This is a genomic window from Xanthomonas sp. CFBP 8152 (genome assembly GCF_014199025.1).
In the GTDB taxonomy this organism is placed as follows: domain Bacteria; phylum Pseudomonadota; class Gammaproteobacteria; order Xanthomonadales; family Xanthomonadaceae; genus Xanthomonas; species Xanthomonas arboricola_B.
Genome location: NZ_JACHNO010000003.1, coordinates 141,027 through 163,138 on the forward strand (window position 1 = coordinate 141,027; position 22,112 = coordinate 163,138).

Here is a 22,112-nt window from a genome sequence, read left to right on the forward strand (position 1 = left end):
TGAAGGGGGCATTGCGTGCCAGGGCGATTGCAGCGGCCTGGCACCGACAGGATAGGCGGTCGGCTGCAGCGGCGTACGCCGGAACGTAGCGCAGCGGCGATTGGCAGCCATCTTGCCGACGCGGGCGCTGCACTGCGCTTGCGCGCGGCTGCCGTGGGCGGGTTTTGGCCGGTGGCCGGCATGCGGCGTGGCTGTCGTGTACCGCCACGCGCACGATGGGGTTTGTCGGGACGGCGGTCGCGGCCGGGGCCGCTCCTACGGGAGCAGCAAGATGGCGTCGCGATCACTTGCCAAGGCGGCGGCATGCAGCCACCTTTCCGATGCAATGACGTGCAACCGCAGGCGCGCAGGCAACTGCACGGCCACGTGGCTCAGAGGCTGGTCTTGACCGCGGTTTCCACCTGCGCCGGCGACTGGAAGCCGGGCAGGCGTGCCACCTCGCTGCCATCGCGGTACAGCGCCAGGGTCGGGGTCTGGCGCAGGCCCAGATCGCGGAAGAACTCTTCGCCCACCACTTCCAGCTTGACCTTCAACAAGGCCACGCCTTCGGCCGCATCGCTGTTGGCGAACTTTTCCAGCGACATGTCGAGCATGCGGCAGCCGGGGCAGTTGTCCTTGTAGAAATCCACCAGCACGCGCGGATGCGCGGCCAGGGTGGCGGTGTAGTGCTCAGGCGAGGTGACGGTAATGGTCTGCATCATGGGAATCGTTCTTGCATTGGGCCAGGACTTCGTCGGTCCAGGCGGCGATGGCCTGCGCGTCGCGCACACCGTGGGGCATCTGTTCAATGGTCAAACGCGGAAACGGGCTGGCGAAGAACTGGGCGATGCGATGCACCGCACCGCAAAAATAGTCCTCGCCCCACTGCGTTTCGCCGGTGCCGAACACCGCCACCCACCGTGGCCTGCCCAGCGTTTCGACCAATTCGACGATGAAGCGTTTCATCTCTGCCGGCGTGCGGCCACCGTTGTCGGTCCAGCTACCGAGCAGAAACAGCTCGTACTGCCCCGGCGCGTGCGGCACCTGCGCCAGGGTCTGCACATCGGTTTCCACCCAGGTCACCGCATGCCCGTCCGCTTCGCAACGCAGTGCAACACTGCGCGCGACATCACGCGTGTTACCGCTCAACGAGGCCAGTGCGAGCAGGATGTTCATGAGGCGGGGAATTGGGAATGGAGAATAGGGAATCGGAAGAGCGCGGCGTTGTCTGCTTTTGCCATTCCCGATTCCCTATTCCCGATGACTCACAGATCGTCGAAGCCGTTGTCCGAGTTGGTCTTCTTGTACGAGGCGTTGCGCATTTCGAAGAAGTCGGTCTTGGTCTCGGTGAAGTTGTCGGCGTAGGCCTTGATCCACGGCATCACGTTGTCGTTGGCGCCTTCGTACAGCTTCTCGATGCCGAGCATGCCGGCCATCTTGTTGGCGCGGTACTTCACGTAGCGGATCATCTCGTCGACGTCGATGCCGTCGATGCCGTCCAGCACTTCGGCGGTCCACTGGGTTTCCAGGTCGATTGCGTGCTCGAACGCCTTGTGCACGTAATCGGTGAGCTGGTCGCCCTGCAATGCCTGGTTCTCGCCGATGATGGCGCGAATCAGCTCGCTGATGAACTTGGAATGGGCCAGCTCGTCGCGGTTGATGAAGCTGATGATCTTGCCGGTGCCGGTCATGCGGTTCTGGCGCACCAGATTGTAGAAATACGCAAAGCCGGAATAGAAGTTGATGCCTTCCAGGATCGAGGACTGGATCAGCGCGCGGATCAGCGTTTCGGCCGTCTTGTCGCGCATGAAGTCTTCGTAGGCGCCCATGATCGGCGCATTGCGCTTGATGATGGTCGGATGCGTACGCGCGATCTCGAACACGCGGTTCTGATCGGCCAGGCCGGTGATCGAGGCCAGCACGTAGCTGTAGCTCTCGTTATGGATCACTTCCTGCTGGCCGATGATCGCGGCATTGGCATGCGCGGCCGGGTCGGTGATGTATTCGGCGACGTTGTAGATGAAGCGCGTCTGCGGCGAATCCAGCGTTGCCAGCAGGCCGATGATCGAGTCGTAGGCATTCTTCTCGCGCGCCGACAGCTCGTTGTACTGGCGTGCGTCGCCCTTCATGTCCACTTCGTCGGGGATCCAGAAGTTGGTCGACAGCTCCTTGTAGGCCCGATAGAAGGACGGGTACGGGATGTCGTTCCAGTTGAGGATGCCGGACGTCTGGCCATTGATGATGGCGGTGGAGCGATTGGGGTGACGCGGCTCCAGGATCTTGATGCGCTCAAGCGGTGTTGCGGACATGGGTCTTTACTCGTATTTCAGGCGTCGCGCGCGCGCAGCAGGGACGACGGCAGCGATCGTTCTGGAGGAAAGCCCCCTGAGTCAGGGGGCGCGCCGAGGGCGCGGGGTGTGGGAGCTGATGAAGCAGGGTCCACGGTTCGCAACGCGAACCGTGGAAGCGAAGCGCGAATGCGCTTAGCTGCTACACCACTCGCATTCGCTGATGTCGATGTCGTTGGAGCGCACGTAGTACGTAGTCTTCAGGCCTTCGCGCCAGGCCGTCATGTGCAGGTCCAGCAAGGTGCTCGCACGGATGGTGCTGGGCACGTAGAAGTTGAAGCTGATCGACTGGTCGATATGCCGCTGGCGACGCGCGTTCTGGCGCACGCTGGCGAACTGGTCGACCTTGTAGGCGCCCTTTTCGTAGTACGGCCAGGTTTCCAGCGACAGGCCAGGTGCGGCGACCGGGCGACGGAAATCCTTCTTTTCTTCGTAGTAGAACGCGCTGTAGATCGGGTCGATCGAGGCGGTGGAGCCGGCGATCTGCGCGGTGCTCATGTTCGGCGCAACTGCCAGCATCCAGGCATTGCGCACGCCGTTGACGGCCACCTGCGCGGACAGCTCCAGCCACTGCGGGCTGTTGTAGTCGCGCGCACGGAAATACTCGCCGGTGTGCCAGTCGCTGCCGCGGAACACGCTGTAGGTGCCCTTTTCCTTGGCCAGCTCCATGCTCGCCTGGACGGTCAGATAGTTGATGCGCTCGTACAACTCGTCGCTGTAGTCCTCGGCTTCGGTGGCATTCCAGTGGATGGATTTCTGCGCCAGCAGATGGTGCCAGCCGAAGGTGCCCAGGCCGATGGCGCGGTACTTCTGGTTGGTGATGGTGGCCTGCGGCACCGGCAATTGGTTCAGATCGATCACGTTGTCGAGCATGCGCACCTGGATCGGGATCAAGCGCTCCAGCACGTCGGCGCCCAGCAGATCGGCCTGGTCTGCCTGCACGGTGATCGCACGGCCCAGGTTGATCGAGGACAGGTTGCACACGACGAAGTCGCCGGCCTTCTTGGTGGTGACGATCTGATTGCCGCTGATGATCTCCTGCATCATCCGCGTCGGGCTCATGTTCTGCAGGATCTCGGTGCACAGGTTGGACGAATAGACCATGCCCTCGTGCTTGTTCGGGTTCTTGCGATTGACCTCATCGCGATAGAACATGAACGGGTTGCCGGTTTCCAGCTGGCTGACCATGATCCGCTTGAAGATCTCGATCGCCTTGACCGTCTTGCGGGTGATGCGCTCGTCGGCCACCACTTCCTCGTACTTGCGACGGAAGCTGCTGTTGGCGTCGCCCTTCTTCTCATCAAAGAAGTCCTGCAGGTACCAGCCCTTGATCCGCTTCACTTCGTGCGGATCGAACAGGTACCAGTCACCGCGACGCTCGACCGCTTCCATGAACAGGTCGGGGATGCACACCGAGGTGAACACGTCGTGCGCGCGCAGGCGCTGGTCGCCGTTGTTCAGGCGCAGATCCAGGAACGACTCGATGTCGCGGTGGAAGATGTCCAGATAGACCGCGATGGCGCCCTTGCGCTGGCCCAGCTGATCCACCGACACCGCAGTGTTGTTGAGCTGCTTGATCCACGGCACCACGCCGCCGGAGGAATTGGACACCCCGCGGATCGCCGAACCGGACGAACGCACATAGCCCAGGTAGGCGCCCACGCCGCCGCCGTGCTTGGACACGCGCGCCACGTCGGTGTTGGAGTCGTAGATGCCCTGCAGGCTGTCGTCGACGGTGTCGATGAAGCAGCTCGACAGCTGGCCGCCGACCTTGCCGGCATTGGCCAGGGTCGGGGTGGCCACGGTCATGTACAGGTTGGACAGCGCCCAGTAGGCCTCGCCGACCAGCTGCATGCGGCGCTCGCGGCTGCCCTTGCCGTTGCCGATCTCGTCCTGCATCAGGTACAGCGCGATGGTCAGCCAACGCTCCTGCGGCAGCTCGAACACGCCGCGCGAGTTGTCGGTGGCCAGGTAGCGCGTGGCCAGCAGGTACAGGCCGTTGTAGGCGAACAGCTTGTCGCGCTCGGGCTCGATCATCTTGCCGGCTTCGATCAGTTCGTCCTTGGAGTAGCGGCGCAGGATGTCGTTGGAATAGACATTGCGGTCGGCCAGGCTCTCCTGCAGGCCGACGAACGAGCCGTACTTCTGGCTGGCGTCGTAGAAGCGGTTGCGGCTGGCGCGCTTGTACAGGCGGCGCAGGTACAGGCGAGCGGCAAAGTGCTCCCACTCCGGGGTGGTCAGATCGACGCGGGCCTCGGCCTCGCGGATCAGATGGTCGACCAGGTCGTCGGCGTTGACGCTGTCCTTGCGGTCGACGAAGCCGAACACCGAGCGCTTGTAGTCGGACACGTCCAGCTGCGGGAATTCGGCGTGGATCTGGTCGATGGCGCGCTCCAGGCGCTCCGGCTCGAACGGGATCCGGCGGTTGCCGGCTTCCTTGGTGATCCAGGTGGCGACGGCTTGTTCTTCGATGGTCTGTGCGTGCATTGCAATGGCTTGGCGGGGAGGCGGCACGATATCCGACGGGTCGGTCAATTCCGGCGCGCCGCAACCGGGCGCGGCGACACTGGCGGGAACGCTGGTGGGTGTTGCGGTACCGGCGGCGATCGCGGCAAGGGTGTCGTTGGTGGTCATGCGTCCTCCATGCGTAGGCACACGAACCCGGCTGGGGACGGGCTGCGACCGGATTCCCTGGACAGCGATGGCGGTGCGCGACGACCAGCACGCAAGACCCACGGTCTGCGGCGGCATCGCCTTCACCAGCCATCTCCTTCCCGGAGATTCCACGGCCGCCACCGCGCGGTGTGCTGTCGCGCAGTGGTCGGTGGCGAAACAACCGCAACCCCATCGGCCCACGCAGTCCGCGCCACGGCATTGCCATGGATGGCTGGATGACACCGAATGCGGTTGCGGCGAGGAGGCTGATCGACCGCATACCGACTGCAGATCGTGCTCTTTCAGGTCCAGCTGCTTGGGGCAGCCAACCACCGACTCCCCCAAGATAGTGGGGTACCCATGAGGGGTCAACACATAATGTGGGAAAAGCCCGTAAACCCTTGTGGTGCAAAGCGCCATCTGACGAACGGTCGATTCGCCGCCACGGACTGCCCAATCTGAGTGCGCAGTCAAGGCCCGAAACGGCAATTCTGTCGACCGGTTGGGTCCGGTTGGGTCGGCTGCGACACCCATCGATGCTGAGGCCGGTCGCGCTTGGCCGTGACTGCCTCAGGCGGCACCCCACGCCTGGGGCGCCTGCTCTGGCCCCGGCGACGGGAGGAAACTCGCCCTGCCGACTTTAGGTCGAGGGTGCGGTGCCCTCACCGCTCGCGGGACACGCCGTGAACCCGTCCCTGGGGGCTCGATGGCGGCATCCATGCCGCCAACGGTCCCGCAATCGGCGAGGACACCGCACCAGAAAGTTGGTCGGTGGTCGCGTGAAAGCTGCTGTAGCGCATTGCGCGTCGGACGCTGAGCCGGCGCGTCATGATCGAACAACGCGCATCAAACACGGCTCCACCCGTGCACACCGACCATCTCGACTGGTCCTTGTCCGCCCACCGTCGCGGGACCTTACGCGGCATGGATGCCGCGCCAGAGCCTACATGGACGTACTTGCGGCGTGTCCCGCGATGGTGGGCGGGCAAGGGCCCTGCAGCAACTCACTGCGTCGAGGGTGGGCAGGCAAGAGCCCTGCAGCCAAGCCACAGAACCAGCGACGCCGGTCCGATGGCCACGAAGGCGCTGTCAGCCGCTCTCAAGTAAACGGCGTGACGCCTTGCGCGCTGCCCGTGCGCAGCAATCAGATCTCGGTCGGGCCGATATGGTGGCGCTTGCGGTAGCGGATCGACGACCACACCGAGGCGGCGATGAAGGCCACGCCGATCAGGCCGGTCAGCACTTCCGGCACGTGGTATACGGTGCCGACCAGCATGATGATCGCCAGCACGCCGATGGCGTAATGGGCGCCGTGCTCCAGGAACACGAACTCGTCCAGCGTGCCCTTGTGCACCAGATAGACCGTCATCGAACGCACGAACATCGCGCCGATCGCCAGGCCCAGCATGATGATCACCACATCGCGGGTGATCGCGAACGCGCCGATCACCCCGTCGAACGAGAACGAGGCGTCCAGCACTTCCAGGTACAGGAAGGCGGCAATACCCGAGCGCTTGGCCGGGCCCATGCCGTCCTCGCCCTCTTCGGCCTCGAACAGCGCGTCCACGCTGCCGACCAGCAGGTACAGCAGGATGCCGCCCAGGCCGGCGAACAGCACGCTCTGGAAGATTTCGTCAGGCAGGAACAGCTTGGTGCCCAGCAGCACCGACACCGCCACGATCACCGACATCGCATCGGCCTTGCCCAGCTTGCCGACCAGCCGTTCCACCGGCCCGAGCCAGTGCAGCTTGCGCTCCTGGTCGAACAGGAAGTTCAGGAACACCAGCAGCAGGAACATGCCACCGAAGGCGGCGATGGACGGGTAGTTGTCGGTCAGTACCTGGCTGTAGCGGTCCGGCTCCTTCAGCGCCATCTGCATCACCGGCACCAGACCCATGCCGGTGGCCACCGACACGATCACGATCGGAAACACCAGGCGCATGCCGAACACCGCGATCAGGATGCCGACGGTGAGGAACAGCTTCTGCCAGAACGCATTCATGTGCTTGAGCACGCCGGCGTTGACCACCGCGTTGTCGAACGACAACGACACCTCCAGCACGCTCAGCACCAGGCACAGCCACAGCGCCTGCCAGATGCCCATCGCGGAGGTATGACCCCACCAGGCAGCCAGGCCCAGGCAGATCGCTGTGACCAAGAACGACATTCTGAAATCGCGAAACATTGACACTCCCAGGCGGGCCGAGACGACAGCCGGAGCAACCGGCCAGGGCGGGGCCCGGCAGATCCGGCATGCGGTGGAGGATGGGGGACCGCGGCGTGACGCAAGGTCAGGCCGGGCGTGGCTCGCCCATTATAGGGAGTGTCACCGCCATCAGGGTCGCATCGTCCGGATCCGGGCGGACCCCGAAGCCCAGGCTCTGGCACATTGCCAGCATGGTGCGGTTCTCGCGCAGCACCTGGCCTTCGATCTGCTTCAGGCCCAGCCAGCGCGCGTACTCGATCATGATGCGCATCAGCTGCCAGCCGATGCCGTGGCCCTTGAGGTCGGAGCGGATCAGGATGCCGTACTCCCCGCGCTCGTAGTCGGCGTCGGCATGCAGCCGCACCGCGCCGAGCATGTCGCCGGTCTTGGGGTCGATGGCCACCAGCGCGATCGAGCGCGCGTAATCGAGCTGGGTCAGCCGCGCGATGAATTCGTGGCTGAAATGCTTGACCAACTGGAAGAAGCGCAGCCGCAGGTCTTCGTCGGTCACCCGCGCGAAGAACGCGCGGAACAATGCATCGTCCTCGGGGCGCACCGGGCGCACCAGCGCATGCGTGCCATCGCCCAGCCCGATCTGGCGCTCCCATTCCTTCGGATACGGAAAGATCGCAAAGCGCGGATGACCGCGCCCCTTGTGCAGCTTGCGCGCCGGTGCCACCGCCACGCGCGCGTCCAGCGCAATCACGCCATCGCGGTCGGCCAGCAGCGGGTTGATATCCAGCTCGGTGATCTCGGGGATGTCGGCGGCCAGCTGCGCCAGCTTGACCAGCACCAATGCCACCGCGCGCTCGTCGGCGGCCGGCACGTCGCGGTAGGCCTTGAGGATGCGCGACACCCGCGTGCGCCCGATCAGTTCGTGGGCCAGACGCAAGTCCAGCGGCGGCAGCGCCAGCTCACGGTCGTTGATCACTTCCACCGCAGTGCCACCGCGCCCGAACACGATCGCCGGGCCGAACACCGGGTCGTCGGCGATCCCTGCGATCAATTCGCGCGCCTTGGGCCGCAGCACCGTGGGCTGCACGATCACCCCGTCGATCACCGCCCTGGGGTGCGCGGTGCGCGCACGCGCCAGGATACCGGTTGCCGCTTCGCGCACCGCCGCCACGCTGGACAGGTTCAGGCGTACGCCGTCGACATCGGACTTGTGCGCGATGTCGCTGGACAGCACCTTCAAGGTCACCGTGCGGCCGACGGCCAGTAACGGGTCGGCCAGCAAGGCGGCCTCGTTGGCGGTGGCGGCCACCTGCAGCGGCACGATCGGGATGCCATAGGCGGCCAGCAGCCGGTTGGTGGCCACCGGATCCAGCCAGCGCTGGCCCGCGGCCAGCGCCTCCTCCACCAGCGCGCGGGCGATGCCGGCATCCACCACGAAATCTTCCGGCAGGCTGGGCGGGGTCTCCATCAACGCCGCCTGCGCCTCGCGGTAGCGCACCAGGTGGGTGAAGCCGCGCACCGCGTCCGATTCGGTCGCAAAGGTGGGCACGCGCGCGGCATTGAGCGCGGCAATCGCCGCATCGTCCTGGCCCAGCCATACCGCAAACACCGGCTTTTCGCGCTGGTGGCGGTTGCGTTGGTCCAGCGCGCGGGTCAGCGCCTTGGCCGCATCGGCCGAGGAGGTGAATGCGGTGGGCACGTTGACCACCAGCAGTGCGTCGTTCTCGGGGTCGTCCAGCAAGGCTTCGATCGCCGCGGCATAACGCGGCCCGTCGGCATCGACGATGATGTCGACCGGATTGCTGCGCGACCAGCCCTGCGGCAGCGATTGATCCAGCCGCTCCAGCGTCTTGGCCGACAGCTCGGCCAGGGTGCCGCCGCGCAGCACCAACTGGTCCACCGCCAGCTGCCCCACCCCGCCGCCATTGCTGAGGATGGCCAGCCGCCGGCCGGGAAAACTGCCGAGCCGGCCCAGGGTTTCGGCGGCGGCGAACAATTCGTCCAGCGCACCCACCCGCAACAGGCCGGCACGCGCGAATGCCGCGCCATACACCGCATCCGAGCCGGCCAGCGCCTGCGCGTGGGTGTCGGCATTGGGATTGATGCGGAACTGGCGCCCGGACTTGACCACCACCACCGGCTTGGCACGCGCGGCGGCGCGTGCGGCCGACATGAACTTGCGCGCATCGCCGATGCGTTCGACATACAGCAGGATCGCGCGGGTGCGGTAGTCGGTGGCGAAGTAGTCGAGCAGATCGCCGAAATCCACATCCAGCGTATCGCCCAGCGACACCACCGCCGAGAACCCCACCGAGCGCGCCACGCCCCATTCCACCAGTGCGGCGGCAATCGCGCTGGATTCGGAAATCAGCGCCAGGTCGCCGGCCTGCGGGCAATGCGCGGCGATGCTGGCATTGAGCCGCGCATGCGGGGCGATCACGCCCAGGCAGTGCGGGCCGAGGATGCGCATGCCCTTGGCGCGCGCGGCCGCCTCCATCCGCGCAGCCGGCGAGCCGGGGCCACTGCCCAGCCCGGCGGTGAGGATGATTGCCGCGGCCACCCCGCGCCGCGCCGCGATCGACACGATGCGCGGCACGATGCGCGCCGGCGCGGTGATCACCACCAGGTCCGGCACCCAGGCCAGATCGGTCAGCCGCGCCACCGTGCGCACGCCATCGATCTCGCTGTAGCGCGGGCTCACCCAGCCGATCTGCCCGGCAAACCCGGCCGCGCGCAGGTTGCACACCACCGCCCGCCCGGCCGAGCGATCGCGCGGACTGCCGCCCACCACCGCCACGGTGGTGGGGCGAAAGACCTGCTGCAGGTGGTAGGTACTCATGGCTAAAAGAGACGCGGAGAAACGGACACGGTACACGTCGGCCCGAGCGCACGTCATCGATCGCGCGGCACAGAACAGCGACGCACCGCCCCTTATTTGTTGTGAACGATTCGCATTTTCGTTAATATCATGTGGTCAGCCAGCTTCCTGCGCCGCCCCGCGCCCTCCGCCAGCGACCCACTCGGAACAGGGCCCCCCAATGAAACTGCTGACCTTGTCGGCGCTGCTGCTCGCTGCGTCCGCCTCTGCGCACACCCCTTATCTGGCACCCAACACCTTCGCGCCCCAGCCCGGCCAGACGGTGACCCTGGACGCGGCCTTCGCCGAGACCTTTTTCGTCCCGGAAGCGGCCTTCGACCAGAGCCACTTCAGCATCACCGGGCCCGACGGCCGCGATGTCGAACCGGCCCGGGTGCAGCCGCTCGACACCCGCACCGTGGTCGAACACACCCTGGGCAAACAGCCCGGCACCTATCGGGTCAGTACCGGCCTGCGCGTGGGTGCGCAGTTCCGCACCTGGGAGCTGGACGGCAAACGGCAGACCGTGCGCGACCCGAACGTGGCCATGCCCAAGGGCGCCACGCTGATCGCCAGTTTCCAGTCGCGCACCCTGGCGGAAACCTATCTGAGCGTCGGCAAACCCGATCGCCGCGCACTGGCGCCGCGCAACCGCGGGCTGGAGCTGGTGCCGGTAACGCATCCAAACGACCTGTACGTCGGCGAGACCTTCGCCTTCACGGTGCAGTACGACGGCGTGCCGCTGGCCAGGCAGAGCGTGGACATCAGCGAGGCGGTCTGGACCTCCGACCGCAAGCCGGCGCAGGTCAGCGTGACCACCGACGCGGCGGGCCGCGCCACCCTGCAACTGGACCGCGCCGGCACCTGGCTGGCGCTGACCCGCCACCGCACCCCAGCCCCGCCCGATGCCCCGGTGCGCGAGTACAGCAACAGCACCACGCTCACCTTCCAGGTGCGGGAGCCATAGCGCCGCGCAACCGCTGCGGCGGTTGCATTGCCCCACCAGCATGACGCCACCGGCGCGGCGCATCCGCCCGGCCCACCGATCCGCCTGCAGGCCCAGCCAGCGCCACGGCCCGGCACCGTTTTTCCCTCAAGAGGCAACCCATGAACCCTGGCTCCCTGGCCGGCGCGTGCCTGTGCGCGCTGCTGCTGCTTCCTGCGACCGCAATCGCCCAGTCCGACCCGCGCCCGCTGCTCGGCGGGCACGGCAACAACGTGCAAGCCTTCATCACTCAGCATGACGACGACCACGACGGCCGCATTACCGCCGCCGACTTTGCGGCCTTCCGCCGCGCCCGCTTCGACGCCACCGACCGCAACCACGACGGCAGCGTCGACGAGGACGAGTACGTGGACGAGTTCCGCCAGCGCCGCCAGCGTGCGCTGGAGCAGGAACGCGGCGCTCAGGCGGCACAGGGCCGGACCCGTTTTGCCGCACTCGATATCGACGGCGACGGGCAGGTGTCGCGCGCCGAATTCGATGCCACCGGGGCGCAGGACTGGACGCGCGGCCAGGCGGCGCTGGAGGCGGCGGCCAAGGAGGCCGGCACCGAGCGGACGCTCGCCTTCGATCGCGACGGTGGCCGCCCGGGCATGCCCGACAGCGGCTCGGCCGAGGGTTTTGTCGCGCTGTACGACGAAAACGGCGACGGCAAGGTGGGCCGCAAGGAGTACGCGGACCTGCGCGCAGCGCAGTTCGCCAGTGCCGACGGCGACCGCAACGCGGCGCTGTCGCTGGACGAGTACCGGGTGGAGTTCGAGGACCGCCTCAACCGCCGCCTTACCGCGCTCGAGCAGGCCGACGACCGCCAGGTGCATGTGCGTTTCACCGTGCTCGATACCGACAAGGACCAGCGCATGAGCTTTGCCGAATATCAGGCCTCGGGGCTGCGCACCTTCGCCCGCGTCGACCGTAACCACGACGGCGTGGTCGATGCCGGCGATGCCGCGTTGCCGCCGCCAGCGCCGGCCACCACATCGGCCCGGGCCGACTGACCTGCTGATGCGGGCCTTGGCGCCCGCGCCCCTGGCCCGCCACCGGCGGGCCCACCCAGCCACGCGACCGCTCTTGCCGCCCGCAGCCAGGTGCGCGCCTTCCGGCGCCCTCCCTCTTTCCTGACTGTGGACTCCACGATGACCTCGACACCGACCCTGCTGGCCCTAGCGATCGCCGCCGGCCTGGCCTTCCCGCTGCATGCCGAACAGGCACCCGCCGACGCCACCACCTTCGACCCGGTCGAAGTGAAGGCCGCGCGCGACAAGCGCGCCTCCAGCAACCAGAACGTCACCACCCTCGACACCGCGCAGCTGCAGCAGGAGCAGGCCGAGAGCATGGAAGACCTGGTGCGTTACATCCCCGGCGTCAGCATCGCCGACATGGGCCGCTTCGGCGAGAACGGCTTCAACATCCGCGGCCTGGAAGGCGACCGGGTGGCGATGACCATCGATGGCCTGTCGATGGCCGAGGGCGTGGAGACCGCGCGCGACTACGAGTTCTTCCGCGCCGGCCGTGGCGGCGTTGACGTCGATTCGCTCAAGCGCGTGGACATCGTCAAGGGCGCCGACTCCATCAGTGCCGGCAGCGGCGCGCTCGGTGGCGCGGTGGTGTTCACCACCAAGGATCCCTACGACTACCTCAAGGCACAGGGCAACGACAGCTATGTCGGCCTGAAGACCGGCTACACCGGCCATAACGACCAATTGCTCGGCAACCTCACCGTCGCCAACCGCAGCGGCATCGTCGAATCGATGTTGACCTACACCCGCCGCGAGGGCCACGAATCGGAAGGCTGGTACTCCAGCACCGACATCGACACCGGCAGCGCGCGGCGCACGCCCGACCCGGTCGACAGCCAGAGCGACAACGTGCTGGCCAAGCTCGACGTGGTGCCGAATGCGCAGCACCGCATCGGCGTGGTGTACGAACGCAATCGCTCGCAGAACCGGGTCGACAACCTGAGCCGCGTCAGCGCGCCCAGCTACGCCGAGCGCATCGGCGAAGACAGCAACGACCGTGACCGCTATGGCCTGCGCTACATCTGGAACGCCGACAACACCTTGTTCGACACCATGGAGGCGCAGCTCGACCGCCAGCAGACCGACAGCCGCGGCACCACCCGCATCCTCACCCAGAGCGGCAGCTCGAGCACCCCGGCCACCGCTGCCACCACCCGCTGCACGGTGGCGCTGCCGTGTCGCCGTGCCGAGGACCGCGACACCGAGCAGACCCTGGACCGCCTCGCGGTCGACTTCGACAAGCGGCTGCAGGGAAGCGGCTGGTCGCAAGCGCTGCTGTACGGGGCAGCCTGGCAGCGCCGCAGCATCGATTTCAGCGCGATCGACTACCGCTGGAACAACGCCGGCACGCTGGACACCGCCACCGTCGACCCGGCGCAGGTGCCCAAGACCGATGCCGACACGTGGAGCGTGTACCTGCGCGACCGCATCGGCCTGCTCGACGACCGCCTGCAGCTCACCCTGGGTGCACGCTACGACCACTACCGCTACGCGCCGACGCTGTCGTCCACCTTCGTCGACGTCACCGGCACGGTGCGCGAGGTGACCTTCGCCTCGCCGACCTGGCAGGCCGGCATCAGCTACGCGTTCACCCCGCAGCAGACGTTGTGGTTCCAGGCCGGGCGCGGCTTCCGGGCGCCGACCACCGCCGAGATGTACGCCCCGACCAGCATCACCGCACTGACCCGGCTGGACACAGGGGCCACCGTCAACGTGCCGACGGTGGCCGCCAACCCCGCGCTCGAAGCCGAGCGCAGCCTCAACCTGGAACTGGGCTGGCGCTGGGAAAGCGACTGGGCGCGCGTGGGCCTGTCGGTGTTCCGCGACCGCTACGACGACTTCATCCAGAGCGAGACGGTCACCACCGATGCCGGCACGCTCTACCAGACCTGTACCCGCGGCGTGTGCACCACGCGCAACGGCTACGCCTACACCACGCTGCTCAACGTCGGTCAGGTCCAGGTCAAGGGCGTGGAACTGGATGCGCAGTTCAAGCTCGGCGACGCCTGGCTGCTGCGCGCGGCATGGACCCACAATCAGGGCGAGCTGGAAGATGGCCGCCCGCTGGACAGCATCAATCCGGATCGCGGCGTGCTCGGCCTGAGCTGGCAGGGCCTGGACGAGCGCCTGCGTGTCACCGCCAACATCACCCACGCGCTGGCCAAGCAGGCCAAGGACGTCAACGTCGAGAACGATATCTTCGGCGCTGCGGCCGAGCCGTTCCTCAGCGACGCCTACAGCGTAGTCGACCTGTTCGGCAGCTACCGCTTCAACGCGCACGTGCGCGTCAATCTCGGCGTCTACAACCTGTTCGACGAGCGCTACTACCAGTGGGCGCGCATCCGCAATGTCACCCGCGGCGATTTCTATCTGTACGGCTATGCCACCGACGACGGCATCGGTCGCTACAGCGAACCGGGGCGCAACCTGCGTGCCACGCTGTACGTGACCTTCTGATGCGATCGCTGTTGCGCATCGCTGCATGGCCTGCCGTGCAGCGATGCGCGGTGGACCAGGCACTACGGACCCGAGCCTGCACATGCCGCGCGACGCCTGGTGCCGGTCGCGGAGTCAGCCATCAGGTCAGAGGTGCCGCAACACATGCGGCACCTCGACCATCGCAGTCCTCATCCAGGACATGGCGGGGCGCAACTGTCCGCGCACCCCGCCCCCTTCCCGCTGCGCTACAACAAGGTGCCGCTGAGGATCGCGGCAGCAATGCTGAAATAGATCACCAACCCGGTGACATCCACCAGCGTGGCCACGAACGGGGCCGAGGCGCTGGCCGGATCGAAGCCGAGCCGCTGCAGCACGAACGGCAGCATCGAGCCGGACAGCGAGCCGAAGGTGACAATGCCGATCAGCGCCGCGCCGATGGTCAGCGCCACCATCTGCCAGTGCGGGCCGTAGTCGTACAGGCCGGCGGTCTGCCAGATGGTGATGCGCACGATCGCCAGGATGCCCAGGATGGTGCCCAGGGTCAGCCCGGTCGGCAGCTCGCGCAGCGCCACCTTCCACCAGTCGCCCAGGCGCAGTTCGCGCAGTGCCAGCGAGCGGATCAGCAGCGAGGTGGCCTGCGAGCCGGAGTTACCGCCGGAGCTCATGATCAGCGGAATGAACAGGGTCAGCACCACCGCCTTGGACAACTCGTCCTCGAAGTGCTGCATCGCGCTGGCGGTGAGCATTTCGCCCAGGAACAGCACGCTCAGCCAACCGGCGCGCTTCTTGATCATCTGGCCGAAGCCGATCTGCATGTAGGGCTTGTCCAGCGCCTCCATGCCGCCGAACTTGTGCACGTCCTCGGTGGACTCGGCGATCAATGCATCCAGCACATCGTCCACGGTGACGATGCCGAGCACATGGCCATGGGCATCCACCACCGGGATCGCCAGCAGGTCGTGGCGGCGGATCAGGCGGGCGACTTCTTCCTGGTCCAGCGCCGGGTCCACCGTGACCGGCGGGTTGACCTGTGCCACCTCCAGGATCGACGCGTCCGGCGCGCCGGTGATCAGCCGGCGCATGGTGACCACCTGGGTCAGCACGCGGCTGTGCGGATCGAGCAGATAGATCGCATAGACCGTCTCGCGGCTGCGCTCCACCTCGCGGATGTGCTGCAGGGTGCGGCCCACCGTCCAGTCGGCCGGCACCGCCACGAACTCGGTGGTCATCAGCGCGCCGGCGGTATTGGGCGGGTAGCGCATCAACGCCTGGATCGACAGCCGCGCCTCGGCACTGAGCAACCACAGCAGTGGCGCGCGCTGGTCGGCATCCAGGCCGTGGAAGATGTCGGTGGCGCGGTCGTCGGCCATCTGCCCGAGCAGGGATGCGGCCTGCTCGGCCGGCAGCAGCGCGACCAGCGCGCTGGCGGCGTGCAGCTCGGGTTGTTCGAGCAATTTCACCGCACGCGGCTGCGGCAACGCGGCCAGCACCTGTGCGGCCTCGTCGCGGCCGAGGGTGTTGAGGTATTCCACCGCATCGGCCGTGTTGAAGTCGGCGATGGGTGCGATCAAGGCATCGACGCCTTGGGCAAGGCGCAGGGTTTCGTTGTACATGGGGTTCGCCTGGTGACGACCGTCGTCGATGACAGCCGGCGAACCTTGACGTCTCAGGCGCGCGCCAGCTGGGTCATCGACCCGGGTCTAGGGTGACTGTCGCTGGACATGAAAAGGGCTCCGAGAGTGCGCACCGGCCGGTGGTCCGGGCGGCGGCGCGGCGCAGTCTGCGCGCCTGCGCCGCCTTGGTCAATGCCCTGCGCGGGCGGCGCTCAGCGCGCGTCCAGGCGACCGTGCACGGCATGGCTTCAAGCGCTCGATCGGGCGGCCGGGCGTCGGACGCAGCACGCGCACCTGCGGCAGATCCACATGGGGAGCAGCCGGAAGATGGCGCGTATGTCGCGCAGGATGCCCCGGCGTTCGATGGCGATCGCCTGCAGTGTGGCAGGCAGCACACGCTGATCCAGGCCGACATGTCGCTGCGGGCGGCATAATGCGTCCCTCAACGGAGAGCGCGCATGCATAGCGGTGGTCTGGAACTGGCTCTGGTGCTGATGCTGGCCGCCATCGTGGCGGTGCCGGTGTTCAAGCGCTTCGGCCTGGGCGCGGTGTTGGCCTATCTGGTCGCCGGTGTGGTGCTCGGGCCCGATGGCGTGGGCGTGGTGCAGGATGCCGAGCGCATCAGCGGCGCGGCCGAAATCGGCGTGGTGATGCTGCTGTTCGTGATCGGCCTGGAACTGTCGCCGGCCCGCCTGAAGGTGATGCGTCATTCGGTGTTCGGCGCCGGCGCCACCCAGGTGGTGGTGACCACGCTGATCCTGGGTGGCCTGCTGATGCTCGGCAACCTGGGCTGGAAAAGCGCGTTGATCGTCGGCGTGGCGCTGGCGTTGTCGTCCACCGCGGTGGGCCTGCAGCTGCTGGCCGAACGCAAGGCGCTCAATAGCGACTACGGGCGCCTGGCGTTCGCCATCTTGCTGTTTCAGGATCTGATCGCCATTCCGTTGCTGGCGGCGATTCCGCTGCTCGGCGGCAGCAAGAACGCCACGCTGGCGTGGCCGGACGTGGCCAAGGCGGTCGCGGCACTGGCGCTGGTGATCCTGTGCGGACGCTTCGTGCTGCGCTATCTGTTCAACATGGTGGCGCGCACGCGCATGCCGGAAGTGTTCACCGCCAGCGCCTTGCTGGTGGTGCTGGGCACCGCCTGGATCATGCAGGAAGCCGGATTGAGCGCCAGCCTGGGCGCGTTTCTGGCTGGCGTGCTGCTGGCCGATTCGGAATTCCGCCACGAGCTCGAATCGCAGATCGAGCCGTTCGAAGGATTGCTGCTGGGGCTGTTCTTCATCTCGGTGGGCATGGGGATCGATCTGAACCGGGTGGTCGCCGAGCCCTGGTTGATCGCCAGCGGCGTGGCGATCCTGCTGGTGGTGAAGTTCTCGCTGCTGGTCGGCATCGGCAGCGTGGCCAGGCTGCCGCTGCGCAGCAGCCTGATGCTGGGCAGCGTGTTGTGGCTGGGCGGCGAGTTCGCCTTCGTGGTGTTCAACGAGGCCGATCGGGTCGGCTTGCTGGAGCGCGCCAACCACGACCGGCTGGTGGCCATCGTCGGCGTGTCGATGGCGCTGACGCCGCTGTTGCTGCTCGGCATGCAGCGCATCCTCAACGGGCCGCTGCGGCTGCATGCGCCCAAGTCCGACCGCCCGTTCGACACCATCGATGCGCAAACGCCCAAGGTGCTGGTCGCCGGCATGGGCCGCTTCGGTCAGGTGGTCGCGCGCCTGCTCACCGCGCGGCATGTGCCGTTCGTGGCACTGGAACACAACCCGGATACCGTGGAAGACCTGCGCCGCTTCGGCAGCCAGCTGTACTACGGCGACCCCACGCGACCGGAACTGCTGCGCGCCGCCGGCGCCGATCGCATCAAGGTGTTCGTGATCGCGGTGGACGACCCGGAGACCAACATCAAGACGGTGCGGCTGATCCGCCGCCTGTACCCGCAGGCCACCGTGCTGGCACGTGCACGCAATCGCCAGCACGCCTGGAAACTGATGGACCTGGGTGCCGAACCGTTTCGCGAGGTGTTTGCCTCCAGCCTGGAACTGAGCGAACGCGTGCTGACCTCGCTCGGACTGGGCGAGGCGGTCGCCAGGGATCATGTCAAACGGTTCCGCCAGCACGACGAAGAGTTACTGCATCGCCAACACCTTGTCTATGACGACGAAGCCAAGGTGATCCAGACCTCGCGCGACGCACGCACGGATCTGATGAATCTGTTCGAGGCCGACGTGAAGGCCGAACCCGCGCCCACCACGCAGGATCGCTGAGCGTTTCGTAGGAGCATGCCTGCGCGCGACCAGGCATTACCGATAAAGCCCGTCGCGCGCAGGCACGCTCCTACGTGGAGCTGCGGCGGCTGTATGCCGCTCGCCTCCGTCAGCGGCGTGGTGTACGCGCTGCGGTCTTGCTGGCCGACGTCTTCGCTGCGCCCTTGCCTGCCGCGGTTTTGCCAGCGGTCTTTGCGACCTTGCCGGTTGCGCGTTTGCCCACAGCGCTCTTGGCCGCGCTGCTAGGCGCCGTAGCCGCATCCTGCGATGGTCTTGCTGAAGCGGCGGATGCGCGTCTGGCTGGCGCCTTGCTGACCTCTTTGGCTGGCGCCTTGGCGACCTTGGCGACCTTCTTGGCAGATTTGCCAGTGGCTTTCTTGATCGGCGTCGTGGCGCTGCCACGCGCCTCCGGTGCGCGCCGCGGCGGTGGCTTGCGGCCCGGGGTAAGCGCGCGCCAGGCGTGTCCGCCGTTCATGGCCAGCAAGGCATCGGCAGCCGATGGGCCGGCGCTGCCGGCGGCATAATTGGGGAAGTCGCTGGGCGGTTGCTTCCAGGCGTCCAGGATCGGTTGCACGATGCGCCAGGCACCTTCCACCATTGCCGCGTCCTGGAACAGGCCGGCTTCGCCATTCATGCAGTCCTGCAGCAAACGCTCGTAGCCCACCGTGTATTCCTTGGGGAACCAGTCGCGGTAGCGGAAGTCCATGCGCACCGGTGCCAGACTGACCTGCGCGCCTGGGCGCTTGACATCGAACTGCAGCGAAATGCCTTCGTCGGGCTGGATGTGCAGCACCAGCCAGTCGGGGCCGTAACCGCCTACCTCGGTACTGCGGAACGGCGCCAGCGGCGCAGGCTTGAAGCGGATCGCGATCTCGGTGGTGCGCTCGCGCAAACGCTTGCCGGTGCGCAGGTAGAACGGCACGCCGGCCCAGCGCCAGGTGTCGACCTGCAGTTTCATCGCCACGTAAGTTTCGGTTTCCGAATCTTCCGGCACCGTGTCTTCTTCGCGATATCCCGGCACTGCGCTGCGGCTCACCGCACCGGAGGCGTACTGGCCACGCACCACGTCTTCGGGCTTGATCGGGCGCACCGCTTCGATCACCTCGGCGCGGCGCCGATGCATCGCTTCGGTGGTGAACGCGGCCGGCGGTTCCATCGCAATCATCGCCAGCAACTGGAACAGGTGATTGGGCACCATGTCGCGCAGACAGCCGGTGGGATCGTAGAAACGTCCGCGCCCTTCCACCCCGATGGTTTCGGCGGCGGTGATCTGCACATGGTCGATGCGGTCGCGGTTCCACACCGGCTCGAACAGGCCATTGGCGAAGCGGAACGCCAGGATGTTCTGCACGGTTTCCTTGCCGAGGAAATGGTCGATGCGGAACACCTGATCCTCGTGCAGGACCTTGGCGACGGTGGCGTTGAGCGCGACGGCGCTGGGCAGATCGTGGCCGAACGGTTTTTCCACGATGACCCGACGCCAGCCCTCGCCCTCGCGTTGCTTGACCAGCCCGGCGCCGCCCAGGTTGAGCAACACCGGCTCGAAGAAGCGCGCGGCGGTGGCCAGGTAAAACAGCACGTTGCCCTGGGTGCCGTAGCGCTTGTGCAGTTTTTCCAGTGCGGCATCCAAGGTTTGATAGGCGCCCAGGTCGGTGAAATCGCCGCGCAGATAATGCATGCGCTCGCGCAGCCATTCCCAGGTGCCGGTATCGAACTCGTCGGTCTGGAATTCGGCATCGCGGCTGCTGAGCAGGGCGGTCATCGACTGGCCCATCATCGTACGCCACGAACGCTCGCTGATATCGCCGTGATCCATGCCGACGATGGCGAACTGCTCGCCCAGTGCGCCGGAACGACGCAAGTTGTACAGCGCCGGCATCACCAGGCGCTTGGTCAGATCGCCGCGCGCACCGAACACCACGATGATGCACGGGGTTGTGGCTTGTTCGTTCATGGATGTGTTTCCTCTTCGCCCATGCGTCCGTGCAGGCGCAATGCCGCATTGACCAGAGCCACGTGGGAATACCCTTGCGGGAAGTTGCCAAGCATGCGTTTGCTGCGCGGGTCGTACTCTTCGGCGAGCAGGCCCACGTCGTTACACAGCCCGAGCAGACGTTCGAGCAGGACCCGTGCCTGCTCGGTGCGCCCGAGCAGGGCGTAGTTTTCCACCAGCCAGAAGCTGCAGGCAAGAAAGGTGCCCTCGCCGGCCGGCAAGCCGTCGGCGCTGTCGTCGGCGCGATAGCGTTCGACCAATCCATCGATGGTCAGATCGCGTGCAATCACATCGGCGGTTGCGGCGATGCGCGGATCATCGGCCGGCAGGAACCCCACGATCGGGATCAGCAACAACGCCGCATCCAGGCGATCGGAGCCGTAGCTCTGCACGAAGTGACCGTCCGGGTGCACGCCCTTTTCAAGCACTTCGGCGCGGATGTCGTCGGCGATGCGCCCCCAGTGCGCGCGCTTGGCCGCATCGGCGTCGGTGATGCCATCGCGCGCGCCGCAATCGAATGCCAGCCAGGCCATCACCTTGGAATGCACGAAATGACGGCGCTCGTCGCGGATTTCCCAGATGCCTTCGTCGGGCAGGCGCCACACCGTTTCCAGCGTCTCCAGCACCTTCTCCAGCAACGATGCCGACGAGCCCTCGTCATCGGACGGCGGCGCCACGCCCTTTTCGCGCGCGTAATGCAACGCGCCGATCAGCTCGCCGTAGACGTCGAGCTGGAACTGATCCACCGCACCGTTGCCGATACGCACCGGGCCGGAATTTTCATAGCCGGGCAGCCAGTGCGCTTCCCATTCCTGCAGCCGGCGCTCACCGGCGATGCCGTAGAGCGCCTGCAGCTGATCCGGCGAACCGGCGATGGCGCGTTGCACCCAATCGCGGAAGGCCCCTGCTTCATCGCGGTACCCGGCCTGCAGCAAGGCAATCAGCGTGAACACCGAATCGCGCAGCCAGCAGTAGCGGTAGTCCCAGTTGCGGGTGCCGCCCAGATGCTCCGGCAGTGATGCAGTGGGCGCAGCGACGATGCCGCCGGTCGGTAGATAGCTGAGCCCTTTCAACACCACCAACGAGCGACGCACCTGCGCGGTCCAGGGGCCGACATCGGTGCAGCGACGCGCCCAGCCATGCCAGAACGCGGTCGTGCGTTGCAGCGCCTGTTCCGGATCGATCGCCGCCGGCGTGGGCTGATGCGACGGGCCGTGGCTGAGCAGAAACCAGGTACTCTCGCCCTGACGCAGCGTGAAGTCGGTTTCGGTGCCCATGTCCTCGCCGTGCAGCGCCTGCGGCGAGCGCAGGGCAAGCTGGTCGGGACCGGCAATGGCGCGGATGCCACCATCGATGTGCGTCACCCATGGCACGGTACGGCCATAGTTGAAGCGGAAGGTCAGGCGCATGTGCATCGGCACCTCGCCCTGCACGCACCGCACGATCCGCACCAGATGCTGGTGGCCGTCGCCTTCGGCGCTGGCGACCATGAAGTCGACCAGTTCCACCGTGCCGGTGTCGGTGCGCATGCGCGTGCACAGCACCAGACTGTCGTCCTCGTAGGCGCGTTCGCTGCGAAAGTCGCCAGCCGGCGACAATGCCCATTGCCCATGCTGCTCATCGCCCAGCAGGGATGCGAAAAACGCATCGGAGTCGAAACGTGGCAGACAGAGCCAGTCGATGGTGCCGCGGTGGTCGACCAAAGCCGCGCTGTGGCAATTGCCCAGCATGGCGTGGTCCTCGATACGCACGCTCATCGTAGAGGCGCTTCCTTCGTGCGAGGAAAAACC

General features: G+C 66.6%; 13 protein-coding genes. 4 read left to right on the forward strand and 9 right to left on the reverse strand.

Going from position 1 to position 22,112, the window contains the following annotated elements; translation table 11 throughout:
- Nucleotides 1–371: 371 nt before the first annotated feature.
- The 6 genes from FHT09_RS12395 to FHT09_RS12420 form a co-directional block, all read right to left on the reverse strand.
- Nucleotides 372–698, reverse strand: coding sequence for a thioredoxin family protein (locus FHT09_RS12395; protein WP_104605871.1), 327 nt, complete (start codon nt 696–698; stop codon nt 372–374).
- Nucleotides 670–1,155 (reverse strand): flavodoxin, encoded by a 486-nt coding sequence (locus tag FHT09_RS12400; protein ID WP_104605850.1) that lies wholly within the window; start codon nt 1,153–1,155, stop codon nt 670–672. Before FHT09_RS12400 ends, FHT09_RS12395 begins: the two co-directional genes overlap by 29 nt.
- An 89-nt stretch (nt 1,156–1,244) precedes the next feature.
- Nucleotides 1,245–2,288 (reverse strand): ribonucleotide-diphosphate reductase subunit beta, encoded by a 1,044-nt coding sequence (locus tag FHT09_RS12405; protein WP_104537654.1) that lies wholly within the window; start codon nt 2,286–2,288, stop codon nt 1,245–1,247.
- Between the two features lie 174 nt (nt 2,289–2,462).
- Nucleotides 2,463–4,961: a ribonucleoside-diphosphate reductase subunit alpha gene (locus FHT09_RS12410; RefSeq protein ID WP_104605852.1), complete on the reverse strand. Its 2,499-nt coding sequence runs from the start codon at nt 4,959–4,961 to the stop codon at nt 2,463–2,465.
- A 1,165-nt stretch (nt 4,962–6,126) separates the two neighbouring features.
- Complete coding sequence (locus FHT09_RS12415) at nt 6,127–7,167, reverse strand: DUF475 domain-containing protein (RefSeq protein WP_026064785.1); 1,041 nt, start codon at nt 7,165–7,167, stop codon at nt 6,127–6,129.
- Between the two features lie 106 nt (nt 7,168–7,273).
- Nucleotides 7,274–9,982, reverse strand: a complete 2,709-nt coding sequence (locus FHT09_RS12420) for a bifunctional acetate--CoA ligase family protein/GNAT family N-acetyltransferase (RefSeq protein ID WP_104605853.1) — start codon at nt 9,980–9,982, stop codon at nt 7,274–7,276.
- Between the two features lie 199 nt (nt 9,983–10,181).
- Between FHT09_RS12420 and FHT09_RS12425 the strand changes: the two genes are divergently transcribed.
- From FHT09_RS12425 to FHT09_RS12435, 3 genes are all read left to right on the forward strand, one after another.
- Nucleotides 10,182–10,967 (forward strand): DUF4198 domain-containing protein, encoded by a 786-nt coding sequence (locus FHT09_RS12425; protein WP_104605854.1) that lies wholly within the window; start codon nt 10,182–10,184, stop codon nt 10,965–10,967.
- A gap of 140 nt (nt 10,968–11,107) precedes the next feature.
- Nucleotides 11,108–11,998 carry an EF-hand domain-containing protein gene (locus FHT09_RS12430; RefSeq protein WP_104605855.1) on the forward strand — a complete coding sequence of 297 codons (891 nt, stop codon included), beginning with the start codon at nt 11,108–11,110 and terminating at the stop codon, nt 11,996–11,998.
- 138 nt (nt 11,999–12,136) lie between these two features.
- Nucleotides 12,137–14,476 carry a TonB-dependent hemoglobin/transferrin/lactoferrin family receptor gene (locus FHT09_RS12435; protein ID WP_104537650.1) on the forward strand — a complete coding sequence of 780 codons (2,340 nt, stop codon included), beginning with the start codon at nt 12,137–12,139 and terminating at the stop codon, nt 14,474–14,476.
- Between the two features lie 227 nt (nt 14,477–14,703).
- Here FHT09_RS12435 and mgtE read toward each other — a convergent pair whose 3' ends face one another.
- Entirely contained in the window at nt 14,704–16,071 is a 1,368-nt protein-coding gene (gene mgtE, locus FHT09_RS12440) for a magnesium transporter (RefSeq protein WP_104537649.1), read from the reverse strand.
- Between the two features lie 458 nt (nt 16,072–16,529).
- Here mgtE and FHT09_RS12445 point away from each other — a divergent pair, with 458 nt between their 5' ends.
- Nucleotides 16,530–18,329: a monovalent cation:proton antiporter-2 (CPA2) family protein gene (locus FHT09_RS12445; protein ID WP_104537648.1), complete on the forward strand. Its 1,800-nt coding sequence runs from the start codon at nt 16,530–16,532 to the stop codon at nt 18,327–18,329.
- Nucleotides 18,330–18,438: 109 nt separating this feature from the next.
- On the opposite strand, the gene zwf is transcribed toward FHT09_RS12445, so the two are convergent.
- Together zwf and FHT09_RS12455 are read right to left on the reverse strand one after the other, a co-directional pair.
- Entirely contained in the window at nt 18,439–20,283 is a 1,845-nt protein-coding gene (gene zwf / locus FHT09_RS12450; protein ID WP_104605856.1) for a glucose-6-phosphate dehydrogenase, read from the reverse strand.
- Nucleotides 20,280–22,079 (reverse strand): glycoside hydrolase family 15 protein, encoded by a 1,800-nt coding sequence (locus FHT09_RS12455; protein ID WP_104605857.1) that lies wholly within the window; start codon nt 22,077–22,079, stop codon nt 20,280–20,282. The genes zwf and FHT09_RS12455 overlap by 4 nt, the downstream gene beginning before the upstream one ends.
- Between the last annotated feature and the right edge of the window lie 33 nt (nt 22,080–22,112).

Coding starts and splice junctions, on each gene's coding strand:
- mgtE (WP_104537649.1), bottom strand. CDS start 16,071: ATGTACAACGAAACCCTGCGCCTTGCCCAAGGCGTCGATGCCTTGATC.
- FHT09_RS12405 (WP_104537654.1), bottom strand. CDS start 2,288: ATGTCCGCAACACCGCTTGAGCGCATCAAGATCCTGGAGCCGCGTCAC.
- FHT09_RS12420 (WP_104605853.1), bottom strand. CDS start 9,982: ATGAGTACCTACCACCTGCAGCAGGTCTTTCGCCCCACCACCGTGGCG.
- zwf (WP_104605856.1), bottom strand. CDS start 20,283: ATGAACGAACAAGCCACAACCCCGTGCATCATCGTGGTGTTCGGTGCG.
- FHT09_RS12425 (WP_104605854.1), top strand. CDS start 10,182: ATGAAACTGCTGACCTTGTCGGCGCTGCTGCTCGCTGCGTCCGCCTCT.
- FHT09_RS12435 (WP_104537650.1), top strand. CDS start 12,137: ATGACCTCGACACCGACCCTGCTGGCCCTAGCGATCGCCGCCGGCCTG.
- FHT09_RS12415 (WP_026064785.1), bottom strand. CDS start 7,167: ATGTTTCGCGATTTCAGAATGTCGTTCTTGGTCACAGCGATCTGCCTG.
- FHT09_RS12395 (WP_104605871.1), bottom strand. CDS start 698: ATGCAGACCATTACCGTCACCTCGCCTGAGCACTACACCGCCACCCTG.
- FHT09_RS12400 (WP_104605850.1), bottom strand. CDS start 1,155: ATGAACATCCTGCTCGCACTGGCCTCGTTGAGCGGTAACACGCGTGAT.
- FHT09_RS12430 (WP_104605855.1), top strand. CDS start 11,108: ATGAACCCTGGCTCCCTGGCCGGCGCGTGCCTGTGCGCGCTGCTGCTG.
- FHT09_RS12455 (WP_104605857.1), bottom strand. CDS start 22,079: ATGAGCGTGCGTATCGAGGACCACGCCATGCTGGGCAATTGCCACAGC.
- FHT09_RS12410 (WP_104605852.1), bottom strand. CDS start 4,961: ATGACCACCAACGACACCCTTGCCGCGATCGCCGCCGGTACCGCAACA.
- FHT09_RS12445 (WP_104537648.1), top strand. CDS start 16,530: ATGCATAGCGGTGGTCTGGAACTGGCTCTGGTGCTGATGCTGGCCGCC.